The sequence below is a fragment of the Flavobacterium sp. OHVDL-2026-0007 genome (assembly GCF_059882335.1).
On record NZ_CM187612.1, the window covers coordinates 749,655 to 764,916 of the forward strand.

10 protein-coding genes are annotated in these 15,262 nt (G+C 35.0%); all 10 read left to right on the plus strand.

Annotated elements, in window-relative coordinates; translation table 11 throughout:
• Positions 1 to 13: 13 nt before the first annotated feature.
• Positions 14 to 1,129, plus strand: a complete 1,116-nt coding sequence (locus AC51AA_RS03080) for a FecR family protein (protein WP_500704279.1) — start codon at positions 14 to 16, stop codon at positions 1,127 to 1,129.
• Positions 1,130 to 1,414: 285 nt separating this feature from the next.
• A complete protein-coding gene (locus AC51AA_RS03085) occupies positions 1,415 to 5,158 on the plus strand; it encodes a SusC/RagA family TonB-linked outer membrane protein (protein ID WP_500704280.1) in 3,744 nt (1,247 codons plus the stop codon).
• Between the two features lie 11 nt (positions 5,159 to 5,169).
• On the plus strand, positions 5,170 to 6,672 hold the full coding sequence (locus tag AC51AA_RS03090) for a RagB/SusD family nutrient uptake outer membrane protein (protein ID WP_500704281.1): 1,503 nt from the start codon (positions 5,170 to 5,172) through the stop codon (positions 6,670 to 6,672).
• Between the two features lie 17 nt (positions 6,673 to 6,689).
• Positions 6,690 to 7,553, plus strand: a complete 864-nt coding sequence (locus AC51AA_RS03095; RefSeq protein ID WP_500704282.1) for a substrate import-associated zinc metallohydrolase lipoprotein — start codon at positions 6,690 to 6,692, stop codon at positions 7,551 to 7,553.
• A gap of 21 nt (positions 7,554 to 7,574) precedes the next feature.
• Positions 7,575 to 8,906, plus strand: a complete 1,332-nt coding sequence (locus tag AC51AA_RS03100) for a DUF4302 domain-containing protein (protein WP_500704283.1) — start codon at positions 7,575 to 7,577, stop codon at positions 8,904 to 8,906.
• A 326-nt stretch (positions 8,907 to 9,232) separates the two neighbouring features.
• A complete protein-coding gene (fabG, locus tag AC51AA_RS03105; protein WP_500704284.1) occupies positions 9,233 to 9,979 on the plus strand; it encodes a 3-oxoacyl-[acyl-carrier-protein] reductase in 747 nt (248 codons plus the stop codon).
• Positions 9,980 to 10,054: 75 nt separating this feature from the next.
• On the plus strand, positions 10,055 to 12,082 hold the full coding sequence (locus AC51AA_RS03110) for a hypothetical protein (protein WP_500704285.1): 2,028 nt from the start codon (positions 10,055 to 10,057) through the stop codon (positions 12,080 to 12,082).
• Positions 12,083 to 12,190: 108 nt separating this feature from the next.
• Entirely contained in the window at positions 12,191 to 13,087 is an 897-nt protein-coding gene (locus tag AC51AA_RS03115; protein WP_500704286.1) for a LysR substrate-binding domain-containing protein, read from the plus strand.
• A gap of 125 nt (positions 13,088 to 13,212) precedes the next feature.
• Positions 13,213 to 14,127 (plus strand): YeiH family protein, encoded by a 915-nt coding sequence (locus tag AC51AA_RS03120; RefSeq protein ID WP_500705673.1) that lies wholly within the window; start codon positions 13,213 to 13,215, stop codon positions 14,125 to 14,127.
• Positions 14,128 to 14,264: 137 nt separating this feature from the next.
• The gene (locus AC51AA_RS03125; protein ID WP_500704287.1) at positions 14,265 to 15,245 is read left to right on the plus strand and encodes a zinc dependent phospholipase C family protein; all 981 of its coding nucleotides are present in this window, start codon (positions 14,265 to 14,267) and stop codon (positions 15,243 to 15,245) included.
• The last annotated feature ends 17 nt before the right edge of the window (positions 15,246 to 15,262 follow it).

Sequence of the window (15,262 nt, forward strand, 5' to 3'; positions counted from 1 at the left end):
ACCTTATCTTTAGATGCAAAAACGCAATACATATATCGAACTAGAAGATTTTTTAGCCGACGAATCATTTCAGAAGTGGATTTTATTACAAATCGACGAAAATGGTTGGGAGGAATGGACTTTAGAAGAGCTGCATCGAGCCAAATTGGTTCAGGAGGCCAGATTGTTGTTGCTAGCTATGAAAGTCTCAGATACGGCTTTGTCTTCAGCTGATATCCACAGGGCGTTACAAGCGACCTGGGTTAAAATTGAACAAAAGGAAAATCAGAACAATTTAACACTGCACTCCAAAAAGAAATTTTTTAAGAGGTACATACTCAGTGGTGTTGCCGCAAGCTTATTTTTATGCTCGATGTCGGTTTGGTTGTATCAAAACCATTTCAGTGCAGCTCATAAAGAGGTGACGTACAAGGAGCTTATTGATGAAAATAGAGAGGGCTTGGTAGAACAAACTAATAATTCAAATAAGCCACAGATTATCACCCTATCTGATGGTAGTTCTGTATTGTTACAACCCAATAGTAAATTAAGTTATCCTAAAATCTTTATTGGAAACGAAAGAAAAGTGTATTTGTCGGGAGAAGGTTTTTTTGAAATTAGTAAAAATCCTAAAAAACCTTTTTACGTTTATGCTAACGAGATTATTACCAAAGTAGTGGGGACTAGTTTTAGGGTTAGAGCCTATGAGGATCAAGAAGATGTAGAAGTACTTGTTCGTACCGGTAAAGTAAAGGTCATATCTAATGATTTGGTGGCCAAACCCAATCATGAAGTGATTGTTTTACTCCCTAATCAAGCACTGCGTTTCGTTCGCAGTGAATTAAGCTTTAGCAAAATCACCAATATTACACAGGACCAAGCCTTAGTGCGCAGTGTGGGTAACATTGAACAATTGAGTTTTGAGTTTACCGATATTCCGATAGCTCAAATTTTCGAAACCATTGAACAAGCTTATTTGGTTGATATAGATTATCCTAAAGATAAATTAAAAGATTGTCATCTAACGACTTCACTTAGCGATCAACCACTGACTGAAAAACTGAAGATTTTATGTCAGAGCTTAGGAAATAATACCACTTTTGAAATGAATGGGAATCAAATTATAATCAGCTCTAACGGATGTAATTAAGGATCTATCTAACTGTAATTAGATGGGGAAATTAGGGCTTAAACGAACTTTTTTGATGTAAATTCCTTAAAAATTAATTATAAATGTAAGTATTTTACTTTTATTGTAGATTGAGTTAAGTTAAAATAAATAAGAATTGCCTATGTAAAAGTCAGTACAAAAAAAAAGTGTCGAAATGCTGTAACATTATCGACACTTATAAATTGAATTGCTCTCTGTAAAGAGTAAGTCATTGTGTTTCTTAGAATACGCTTGTAATAGTATTAATCAAAACAAACCAAAATTATGAAAAAACCAGTTGTTAAACAACGATTACTCCATCGAATCATGAAAATAACACTATTTCAGTTTGTCTTAGCACTTGTGTTTTCAAGTGTCACTATGGCAAATAATGTGAATGGGCAAAAAAAATTGGATACCAAAGTGACTATTAGGGTAGAGAATTTGACTTTAGACAATACCTTGTCAAAAATCGAGAAATCTGCACATGTCAAATTTTCCTATAATTCAAGATTACCGCAGCTCAGTAATAAAGTGAGTATAGAGGCTAATCAAGAAACACTCTCTAGTATATTGAGCCGAATTTTGGCGCCATTTAATATTACCTATTCAGAGATTAGTAATCAGATTATTTTACAAAAAAGTAACGCTTCAGATCCCTTTGCTGATGTAGATAATCATGAATCATTGTTTAGCGTATTATCGGCAGGGCCAACGATTAAAGGAAGAGTAATGGATGCTAGTGGAAGTCCTTTGCCTGGAGCTACGGTAATGGCCAAAGGAACTAAAATAGCTGTATTAACTGATTTTGACGGTAATTTTTCCATTGAAATGCCAGCCAATACAGATCGATTGGTGATTTCTTATGTAGGTATGGAAACTAAGGAAATTGGGATCGAAAATACATCTGCAACGATTGTTTTAAATGAGATAGGACAAAATCTAAAGGAGGTTGTGGTTACCACAGGTTATGAGAAAACCTCAAAAAGAACCTTTACAGGGGCTATCAGTAAAATCTCTGGATCAGAATTGAAAGTAGATGGAGTAGTGGATGTGAGTAGAATGATTGAAGGTAAGGCTGCAGGAGTAACGGTACAAAATGTTACAGGAACTTTTGGAACTGCACCTAAAATTACCGTTCGTGGATCTTCTTCCATTTTTGGAGATACTAAACCTTTATGGGTAATTGATGGTGTAGTTCAAGAAGATATTATTAATATTTCTTTCGCGGATTTAGCATCTGGGAACTCAGAGACTTTATTGAGTTCTTCTGTTGCGGGTTTGAATTCGAATGATATTCAAAGCATTGAAATTCTGAAAGATGCATCAGCTACTTCTATTTATGGTTCAAGATCATTAAATGGTGTAGTGGTGGTCAATACAAAGCAAGGACGTAGAGATGCGCCATTAAAAGTGAGTTATTCTGTGGAAAACACGGTAAGAAGTGTCCCTAATTATGCTCAGTATGATATTTTGAATTCGCAAGAATCCATGAGTATTTTGAAAGAATTAGAAGGATTTAGCGGAGATGGTAAAGGTTTCTTGGATATTGCTTCATCATTGAATGGAAGATTTGGAGGAGTGTATAACATCATGTCCAAACAAATTGATACCTATAATAAAACAGGCGGTAAGTTTGGGGTTCGAAATGACGAAGTGAGCCGTAATCAATTTTTAAAGAAGTACGAATTGGGTAATACTGATTGGTTTGGTGTTTTATTTAGACCTTCTATTACTCAGAATCATTCCTTGAGCTTTTCTGGTGGAGGAAAAAACAACACCTTTTACGCTTCACTTGGTTATTATACAGATCCGGGATGGACTGTAGCGGATAATGTAAAGCAGTTGACCTCGAATATAAAAGGAACCTTTTTTATCAATGATAAATTAAATATTACCTTATCTACTATGGGGTCAGTACGTAATCAAGTGGCTCCAGGAAGTTACGAAAGTAAGTCAGATCCTGTTTATGGAAGTGTGAATAGGGAGTTTGATATCAATCCTTTCAAATACGTTTTAAATACTAGTAGAACCTTAAGACCTTACGATGAAAATGGAAATTTAGAGTATTACAGAAATAACTGGGCTCCTATGAATATCCTTAATGAGCTTAAGAATAATACACTGGATATTAAAGTAAATGATATCCGTTTTCAAATGGATCTAGATTATAAGGTAAACAAACATTTAACCTATAATCTGACGGGATCTGCGCGTTATGCTAGTACTTCAAGAGAACATAAAGTGTATGAAGATTCCAATGTGGCTGCGGCTTATAAAGCAGGTACTTCTTTGAGTTCAGAAGGTGAGAATTCAATAGTTCAAGAGGCTAATATTTTTCTATACCAAGATCCAAATAATTTGACAGCACCAAAAGTATCGGTATTGCCTAATGGCGGATTTTTAAGGAAATTCACCAATGACATGACCTCTTATAATATTAGAAATAGTATTAGCTACAGAAATACTTTAAATGAGAAGCATGAGTTAGAAGGCTTCTTTGGTACGGAATTGAGATCAGTAGATAGAAGCAGTGATAATTTTACTGCAGCTGGACTTCAGTTCGATAGAGGGCTTACGGCTTTTATTGACCCAAGGCTGATTGAGAAGATGGTAAATGACGGAGATTCCTATTATGGATTTGATGCGGAAAGAGAAAGAACAGTTGGTTTCTTTGGAAAGATGGGTTATACCTATGATCGTCGTTATACTGCTTCTCTTACGGGACGTTATGATGGTTCGAATAGACAAGGAAATAGTGGTTCTAATCGCTGGTTACCAACTTATACGGTTAGTGGAAAATGGAATGTGACGGAAGAGAACTTCATGAAAGATGTTAAAGTAATTAACAATTTAGCTTTAAGAGGTTCTTATGGGTTAACTGCTACGGCTGGGCCGGCTACCAATTCACTAGCGATTTACAAAAGTTTTATTGCCAATCGTTTGTTTTTGGCCAACAGAGAATCTGCCATATCGATTGAAGAACTACAAAATGGAGATTTAACTTGGGAAAAACAATTTGAAACCAATATCGGTTTGGATCTAGGTATGTTTAATAACAGAGTACAATTTGTAACCGATGTTTACAGACGTAAAGCTTTTGATTTGGTTGATTTTGTGACCACCTCAGGAGTTGGAGGAGAAAGCATTAAACAAGGGAACAATGCGGATATGGAAACAAAAGGTCTTGAAATAGGATTCACGACTCAGAATATAGTGACCAACAATTTTAAATGGTCGACTTCGCTTAATTTCTCTGTTTATGATCAGAAAATTACCAAATTACAAAACAAACCATCTGCCTTTAGTTTGGTAAATGGAAACGGTGGAAATGCCTTAGGAAGCCCTAGAAACTCGATTTATTCGTATGAGTTCACAGGACTAAATAATCAAGGTTTGCCAACTTTTAAATTGCAAGACGGAGCTGAGAACAATATGACAGATGCGGATTTTCAAGATACAGAAAATGTGACTAAATACTTGAAGTATGAGGGGTCTATTGAGCCTAATAAATCTATTGGTTTGTCGAATACTTTTACTTACAAAAGTTGGTCGCTATATGTGTTTGTAGTGGGATCAGGAGGAAATAAAGTTCGTTTGAATCCAGTCTATGATAGCGTTTACGATGATTTAACAGTGTTTACAAAAGATTTTACCAACCGTTGGATAAATCCTGGTGATGAGAACAGCACCAATGTACCGGTGATCGCGGATAAGCGATTAATACAAAACAATGGGGGAGAGCGCACCTTAGCAAAAGCTTATAACACCTATAACTATTCAGATGCTAGAATTGCAGATGGTGATTTTGTAAGATTGAAAAATGTATCCTTAAGTTGGGAGTTTCCTAAGGATTTTAAGAAAAAGTTAGGTGTAAGTGCATTTGCAGTAAAAGGATCAGCAGTGAACCCTTGGTTGATATATTCGGATAAAAAACTCAATGGTCAAGATCCAGAATTCCGTAACACAGGAGGTGTAGCTTTTCCAATTACATCACAATACACTTTTACTCTAAACGTATCATTCTAATATAATTGATTATGAGAAATATAAAAATAGTTTTATCTCTATTACTACTTGTTGGAGTTAGTAGTTGCGATGAGTTTCTTTCGGAAACACCTGATAATAGATTGCAAATTGACACACCAGATAAAATTTCAGAACTTTTGGTAGACGCCTATCCAGACGGTACTTATATGGAGATTGCTGAAACGATGACCGACAACGTATCGGACAATAAAAGTAGCTTGGTTAATATTAATAATGTTCAAAACTATAATTGGGAATTACAAGACGATCAAACTGGTAGAGATACACAGGGATTTTATTGGAATGCTTGTTATAAAGCCATTGCTACAGCAAATCAGGCCTTGGTAGCTATAACGGAACTTGGAGATACACCTGAGTTAAATCCTCAAAAGGGAGAGGCTTTGTTGGCTAGGGCATATGCTCATTTTATGTTAGTGTCCTTATGGTCTAATCGTTATAATCCCGCTACGGCCGCTACGGATTTAGGAGTTCCTTATATGACCAAGCCAGAAACTGTTTTACTAGGTAGTTATAAGCGACATTCAGTAGAAGAAGTTTTTAATTTCATACAAGCAGATATTGAAGAAGGACTACGTTATGTGACTAACGATTACAGAACAGACTATTTGAAGTATCACTTTAACAAAGAAGCTGCTAAGGCTTTTGCAGCTCGCTTTTATGTAGCTAAAGGAGATTGGAAAAGAGTACTTGAACTTACCGAAGGACTAGGGAATAAGCCGGTTGGAAAACTAAGAGACTGGGTAGCATTTAATGCGTATGATTTTCCAAATAAGCCAATAGAATATGCGAAAAATACTCAAGTTACTAACCTGTTAGTAGGATTTCCAAGTTCTATTTGGGGTAGAGGAATTTCGGGTAATCGATTTTATTTCACTAGAGCTAATGAGAACGATCGTATACTAGGAGCTCCTACTAATATTTTTAATAAAAGATGGCTGATTAGCATCGCGATACAAGGCGCAAGTGGGGCTAATGTTGGTGTGTTTAAATTTGATGAATATTTTAAGTATTCTAATCTGACGGCACAAATTGGACGTCCTTTCACAGGAATGGTGCTTTTCTCTAACGATGAAATGTTTTTAAATCGTATCGAGGCTCATGTGATGACCAATCAATTAGCAATTGCCAACGAAGAACTGCAATATTTTTTAGGAACCAGAACAGATCAGTTTAGTGCCACGGATGTATTGACCAAAGAAAAAGTGTTTGCTAAATACCCTGTTATTGCTGATGAATATACCCCTTTCTATACTATGACCCCAGAACAAACTTCTTATATCAAAGCAATTGCTGAGGCAAGAAGAAGAGAGTTTTTACATGAAGGACTTAGATGGTTTGATATTAAGAGATTTAATTTAGTCGTAGAACACAATACGTATAATCAACAAGGCCAAATATCTAGAAATAACATTTTGGTTAAGGATGATAAGCGTCGTGCGATTCAGATACCACTAAATGCTTCTAATAATGGAATTGAAAAAAATCCGAGATAAATTTAATTTAAATCACTATGAAATTAAGTAAACAATATAAAAATATAGTACTGGTAGTTGGATTTTTGACACTAGTGTCCTGTTCTCATGAAGATCAGCCAAAAGAGAGTATGCTGAATTTTACACCACGCGAAAAAACGGATTTAGACAGATGGATTGATCAAAATTATATTGATCCGTACAATATTAGCGTGCAATACGAGTGGAATCAAAATGTAGTAGATAACAAGAGATATTTGTATCCACCAGCAGTGAATAAAGTGCAACCAGCGCTAGAGATAATCAAAAAAATATGGATTGATAGTTATACGGCTGTTGGAGGGAAAGATTTTGTTAAAATCATTGCACCAAGAGATTTTGTATTAGTGGGAGGAGTGAATGTGAATCCAGACGATGTCTCTAATACGTTAGGATTAGCGGAAGGAGGAAAGAGAATTTCGCTTTTTCAAGTAGATTTTGTGAATCCTAAGAGTCGAAGTAGTGTTTCTCGATTTGTACACACTATTCAACACGAATATGTACATATTTTGAATCAAACGAAAACTTTTGATGTGGAATCATGGTCAAAAATAACTCCTAAAGACTATAGTTCAGATCCTTTTAGTATGTCGGATGCTGAGGCGAGAGATCTTGGATTTATCAGCGCTTATGCCCGATCAAATTATATGGAGGATTTTGCTGAAACCGCTGCTATAATTTTGCTTAGTTCAAAGTCAGAGTATGAGGCTTTATTGAACAGTGTAGCCACTGAGGAAGCTTATGATGCTTTGAAGAAGAAAGAAGCTTTAGTGGTACAGTATTATAGAGATGCCTTTAATATGGATTTTTATGCCTTGCGAGATGAAGCTCAAAAGAATACCACGGCAGTCCTAAATAATTAAAAATTTAAAAAAGAGAGAGTTATGAAAACTACATATATAGGGAAGTATTTGATGCTTATTTTTTTGATGTTGCAATTAAATAGTTGTGTGAGTACAGATGCTGAACAAAAGTTTGATCTAACGCCAACGGAGCGCTTGAATAAACAAAAAAAAGAATTAAATGATTTGTTGCTTTCCTCTGAAAATGGATGGAAAGCGGTTTACTATACAGATGATAATCAATTGGGTGGGTTTACCCATTTGTTTAAATTTTTACCTAATGGAGAAGTAAGCATGGCTTCTGATTTTGATAAAGATACTGCGGTGTACAAAAGTCAGTATGAAATTCAACTGGGAAGTACAGTAAGTGTTGTTTTTACGACAAAAAACAGAATTCATCTGCTTTCAGATGCTAATAATTCGCCTCTGGCAGCAGGGAAAGGATTTTTGGGTGATTTTCAGTTTTTGTACTATGGTCAGGAGAACAGCGATCTTGTTTTTAAAACCAATAGAACCATTAAAGAGGTTCGTTTTGTAAAAGCTACTGCACAAGACTGGACTGATTTAGCAAAAAACACGCTAATGAGTGAGAATATGGTGGGTACTATTACTAGTCCGCTATTCAGAACACTTGAAACTACAGATGGCGGAACAGTTAAAAAATATGAGTTTAATTTTAATTCAGTTACGCGATTTGGATCTGCTGTTCCTTTAGGAGATGGAAATTCAGGTACTCTTAAAACAGCTATTGCTTATACTCCTGCAGGGATAACAGTAAAACCGGCAGTGGTTGTGGGAAGTCAAAGTTTGACGGATTTTGTTTATAATGCCACGGATAAAAGTTTTGTTGCTACTGGAGCAAACGGTGCAACTGCAGCGATAAAATTTACAAATGCACCTCCTAGATTAACAGACGATTATAAATTATTGTTGGATGGAAATCCTCGAATAGGATTATCCTACATCGCGGCTAATCTTTATACGGCTGCTAGTACTTCACCTTATTGTAGATCTCTCTTAGATAAGGCTAATGCAACCTTACCAGCTAATCAAAAAATAGCTAGGATTGAAATTATATTTAATGATCCAGTGAATGGGGACTACATAGCCTACCAATTCACTGGAGGGAAATCTCCGATATATCATTTTATTCAAAAAACTGAAGATGCAGCCAATAAAACCTTAATCTTAAGTGATGATGGTTGGATAGGTACTGCGGCAGCTAGAGCTTTTTTGAAAGAACTGGATAATGAGATTACAAATTCTAAGGGATTATATATTAAAAAAGAAAGTTTCACTATTACGTATAGCAATGTGATTTACACCTATGCAAGTGCAGCAAGCTCTTTTAGAATTACTAATTATAGAACATAGTTTTTACTTTGGTTTGTTTTTAATTTTGGATGAAAAGCGACTCTAATTGAGTCGCTTTTTGTATTATTATAGGGGAAGGTGTAACTGTTTTGTAAAGAAAATTATCAAATAATAAAGGCTACGTTAGGATTGTTTAAAGGTAATTGCAATACTTATTTTTTTAAAAAGGGAATTATCATATATTTGACATGTCATTCAGAGGTCTGGTAAAACGCTATATTTTGTCTTGCTGCTCAAGCAAGGGAAAGATAACGGGGACACAGCAAGAGCTACATAGGAGCGGAGCGAACTGGCGAAGAAAACAAATATTAAAATTAATTTTGAATATGAAATTACTAGAAGGAAAAGTTGCCATTATTACAGGTGCTAGTCGTGGAATTGGAAAAGGAATTGCGGAAGTTTTTGCTAAACATGGAGCAAATGTTGCTTTTACGTACAGTTCATCTGTTGCTTCTGCAGAGGCTTTAGAGGCTGAATTGAACAGTTTAGGAGTTAAAGCAAAAGGATACCAATCCAATGCAGCAGATTTTAACGAAGCGCAGACTTTTGTTGATGCTGTTTTAGCTGATTTTGGAACAGTTGATATTTTGATTAACAATGCCGGAATTACGAAAGACAATTTATTGATGCGTATGTCTGAGGCTGATTTTGATCAAGTTATTGATGTGAATTTGAAGTCTGTATTTAATATGACTAAAGCGATTCAAAAAACTTTCTTAAAACAACGTTCAGGTTCTATTATCAATATTAGTTCGGTAGTGGGTGTTTCTGGAAATGCAGGACAAACGAATTATGCTGCCTCAAAAGCAGGTGCAATTGGTTTTACTAAATCAGTAGCTTTAGAGTTAGGTTCTCGTAATATTCGTTGTAATGCTATTGCTCCAGGTTTTATCGAAACGGAGATGACTGCGAAATTAAATGAGGATGTAGTAAAAGGATGGAGAGATGGAATTCCATTGAAACGTGGAGGAACTGCTGAGGATGTAGCTAATGCTTGTCTTTTCTTAGCTTCAGATATGAGTGCTTATGTTACAGGGCAAGTACTTAATGTTTGTGGAGGAATGTTAACTTAAGAAGTTAAGAACTTCTAAGTTTTTTGTATATTGTAATAGCAATAGTACACATTTCCCAATTATTACACTTTAAATATGACCACAAACACGATTCTATTATTAGTGCTTTCTTTAGTAATAGCGGGCGGTTTGTCGTATTTACAATATTTTTATAAAGCCAAAAACAAATCCAATGTGATTTGGTTTTTGGCTTTTTTGCGTTTTCTAGCTATTTTTGGTCTGTTGGTTTTATTGATTAACCCTATCATCACCAAGAGTACACTGGAAATAACCAAGCCTCCTTTGGCTATTGCGGTAGATAACTCGAGTTCAATAACCGCGCTAAAAGCAGACAAAAAGGTTTCGGAACTGTACCAAAAGATAATATCAAATCCTGCTCTTAAGGAAAAATTTGATATGCAATCCTATCAATTTGACGCTGAGTTTAAAACTTCGGATCGATTTGATTTTAAAGGAAAGCAAACCAATTTAGATGAAGTTGCAAAGAATTTAAAAAGCATCAATAAAAATCTGATTTTCCCAACGGTTATTATAACCGATGGAAATCAAACTACAGGAAACGATTATGTATATCGTTTTGATCCTGTCAATAAAGTTTATCCTTTGGTTGTGGGAGATACAACTACTTTTTTTGATTTAAAAATCAATCAGCTTAATGTCAATAAGTACGCTTTTCATAAAAATAAATTTCCAGTTGAAGTTTTTCTACAGTATGCTGGGGATAAAAGTGTAAACGCGGATTTTAGCATTTCACAGGGTAATATGGTGGTAGCCAAAGAAAAAGTTGCTTTTTCAGCAGCAAAAAAAACAGCGACCTTAAATTTACTTTTACCTGCGGATAAAATAGGACTACAGGTTTTTAAAGCGACTATTTCATCTCAAGCAAAGGAGATAAATAGTTACAATAACAGCAAGAATTTTGCTGTTGAAATCATCGATCAAAAATCAACAATTGCCATAGTATCATCGATTAATCATCCTGATATAGCAGCTTTAAAGCGGTCGATTGAAGTGAATGCACAGCGTAAGGTGATCTTGGTCAAGCCTAACGATATTAGCGCCTTACAGGAGGCTGCTGTTTTGGTTCTCTATCAGCCAACAACTGCTTTTAAGGCTGTTTTTGACAACAATAAATTAGCGGGAAGAAATACCTTTATCATAACAGGTAGTAATACCGACTTTAGTTTTCTCAACCAGCAACAAAATAGTTTGGTTTTTAAAATGAGCGGGCAAAGAGAAGATTATTTAGCTGAATTTCAATCGCAATTTAATTTGTTTGCGATAGATAATATGGGTTTTGAAAATTTTCCTCCCTTGCAAAATTTGTTTGGGACCATAAGCACCAATGGGAACGTATCGGTTTTGCTTTCCTCTAAAATCAGAAGTGTCTCAACAAATGCACCATTATTGGCTTTTGTTGAGAATCAAGGAAAACGTACTGCTTTTCTTTTAGGAGAAAACAGTTGGAAATGGCGCTTACAGAGTCATATAGATAATCAGTCCTTTGAAAAATACGATGTTTTTATCGATAAAATAATTCAGTATTTGGCCTCAACAACTTCTAAAAAATCATTGGTGGTCACGCATGAGAGTTTTTATAATTCAGGAGAAGCGATCGTAATCAGTGCGCAATATTTTAATAAAAATTATGAGTTTGATGAAAAAGCCAGATTGAGTATTACCCTTACCAATGCAGAAACCAAACAGGCTAAAAACTATGATTTACTAAAAGGAAACAATTCTTTTTCTGCAAATTTAGATGGTTTAGCGGCAGGGAAGTATAATTTTTCAGTAAAAGAATTAAATTCAAATAACGTTTATTCGAGTCATTTTGAAATCTTGGATTTTGATATTGAGAAACAATTTGTAAATCCAGATGTTTTAAAATTGAAGCAATTGGCTCTACAAACCAAGGGGAAAGCCTTTTTTGAGAATCAAGTAGATGATTTAATGGCTAACCTTCTAGAGAATAAAGAGTATAAAGCTATAGAAAAGTATGTGCTTACCAAAACACCGGTAATTGATTGGGTTTGGTTGCTAGTTCTAATTGCTGTTTTCTTAACTACGGAATGGTTTGTTAGGAAATATAATGGGTTGTTGTAGGCTAAGTATAATTGTCATAAGAAGAGTTGCAAACGAACTACCCTTTAGGCCGGTTGTAGTGACACCTTAGAAAAACAATCGAAAAAGATAAATCTTAAAAATTATATAGTGGATTTTAGGCTAAAAGTATTTTACACCGTTGCGCTCCGTCTTAACTTTACTAAGGCGGCAACGGAGCTATATATTTCACAGCCTGCAGTCTCTAAACATATTCAAGAGCTTGAGGAAACTTATAAGATCAAGCTTTTTGAGCGAAACGGCGCTAAGATTGCTTTAACGCCCGCTGGAGAGATACTTCTAAAACATACCAAAGACATTTTTGAAATTTACCGAGAAATTGACTTTGATATGAGCTCTTTCATTAGCGAACGCCAAGGTTCTTTGAGGTTAGGGGCTAGTACGACCATTTCGCAGTATATTATTTCTCCTGTTTTGGCGAGATTTCATCAAAAGCAAAAAGATATTAAAGTGAATTTGCTTAATGCCAATACAGAACAAATTGAAACGGCTTTAATTAACAAGGAAATTGAAATTGGTATTGTGGAAGGGCAATCTAAAAATCAGGCCATTAAGTATATACCGTTTTTAAAAGACGAGCTGGTTTTGGTTTGTAATACGCATAACCCTTTAGTCAAGCAAAAGGAAATTTCGTTAGAAGATTTAAAGCGCATGAAATTTATAACAAGAGAACGTGGTTCTGGAACACTTGAAGTTATAGAGTTTGTTTTGAAACAAGTTGATTTTAAGTTAACTGATTTGCAAATTGAAATGCAATTAGGTAGTACAGAGAGTATAAAATCATATTTGCTCAATTCGGATTGTCTTGCCTTTATGTCTATACATGCTGTAAATAAGGAGCTTAAGAATAATGAATTGATGGTTTTAGATGTAGAAGGTTTAACAGTGGAAAGGTATTTTTACATCATTACTTTACAGGGAAAATCAGATCCTTTGTCAGAGTTGTTTATCCAGAGTATTTCATCTTACTATAACTTGAAGTTATAATCGATTGTATTTTACGATTGGTAAATGAGGGATAAAGAGTAGACCTTTGTAGTAGAAATTTTAAATTCTTTATTTTGAAAACGAAACCGTATTCTGGCGCACATTTATTCGAAGTTCACACCTATATGCAGCAAGCAATTTTTGCTTTGGTTGTGGTGTTGTGTTTGTTTTCCGTAATCTCACCGCCAATTGCTTTATTATTGGGTGTGGTTATGGTAAATGTGTTTGGAAATCCATTTGTAGCATTCAACAATAGAGCCATTACTTTTCTGCTGCAATTTTCGGTTATAGGATTAGGATTTGGGATGAATGCTTCGACTGCCTTAACCGCGGGAAAAGAAGGTTTTTTATTAACGGTCTTTTCTATTTTTAGCACCTTACTATTAGGAACATATTTGGGAAAATGGCTGAAGACGGATCGAAAAACTTCGCATTTAATTTCTTGTGGTACGGCAATTTGTGGAGGAAGTGCTATTGCGGCGATTTCACCGGTAATCAAATCGAACGAAAATCAAACCTCTATCGCATTGGGTGTTATTTTTATCTTGAATTCGGTTGCCTTGTTCGTTTTTCCTTTTATTGGACATCAGCTTGATTTATCACAAAAAGAGTTTGGACTATGGTGTGCTCTTGCTATTCATGATACGAGCTCCGTTGTCGGTGCTGCTAATAAATATGGAGTTGAAGCATTGCAAATTGCCACAACAGTAAAATTAGCCAGAGCTTTATGGATTATTCCAATATCGCTGCTGACCGCCTTACTTTTTAAAAGTAAAGATGCTAAAATTAAGATCCCTTATTTTATTGGATTGTTTGTTTTGGCTATGCTTTTAAATACTTACGTTCCTCAAACGGCAATGATCGCACCGCAAATAGTATCGATTGCTAAAATTGGATTGACGGTGACTTTGTTTTTAATTGGAGCCACCTTAAATGTTAGTACTTTAAAAGCAGTAGGAGTGAAGCCATTATTGCAGGGGATTTTTTTATGGGTGTTTATTGCGGGTTTGGGTTTGGCTGCCATATTGTATGTAGGTTGAATTTGTGAATACATAATTTATGGGGTGAAATAAAAAGAAAAATTAAATTAACATAATCTTCATCAGTATTCCTTTGAATTATCCTTAAATAAAATAAATTTGCAGCCTAATAAAATTTGTAAATGAAAAACTTTAAAATGAAACCAAAACTAATCGCATTTTTTGCATTGGGAATAGGATTTTTGACATTATCATGGGGGATAGTAGGGCACGAAAGGATTAATAAAGCTGCTGTTATGGCTTTACCTCAACCCTTGCAGCTGTTTTTTTATAATCACATTGATTTTATAACGCAAGAGGCTTCAGTTCCAGATATTCGTAAATATGCTTTGAATTATAAGGATGAAAATCCGAGGCATTATTTTGACATGGAAAATTTTGGTGCGGTAGACAGTATACCTAAAACTTTAGAAGAAGCCAAGAAAAAATACGATGCCAAATTCTTAAATGACAATGGGATTTTACCTTGGTATATTGAAGATATGATGGTGAAGCTTACCAAAGCTTTTAAAGATAAAAACAGAGCTGAAATCTTGTTTTTGGCGGCTGACTTAGGACATTATATTGGAGATGCTCATATGCCTTTGCATACGTCTAAAAATCATGACGGACAATTGAGTGATCAAAAAGGGATACATTCACTTTGGGAAAGTAGATTGCCGGAATTATTTGCTAAAGATTATAAATTAAATGTACCACAGGCGCAATATTATAAAGATGTTCATAAGGCAACTTGGGATATGATTAATGATACTCATAGCTTAGTTGACGTTTTGTTAGCTGTAGATAAAAGACTAAGAACTTTACCTGGAAGCAAAGTTTTTGTTGTTGATTCTAGCGGAAAAGTGGTTAAGAATAAATATAATTCAGCTAAATTCACAGATGAGTATGCCGCGAAATTGCATAACGATTTAAATGGAATGGTGGAAAGTCAGATGAAAAAAGCCATTACCGCAACAGCTAGTTTTTGGTTTACTGCATGGGTAAATGCTGGAAAACCAGATCTAAGTAATTTAGATTCAAAAGAATTGACTAAGCGAAACAGTAAAGCACTGAAAAAAGACATGAAATTGTTTCATGAAGGAAAGCTTTTTGGAATGAAAAATCAAAATGATTAAGGTCTTTTTTTAGTTTC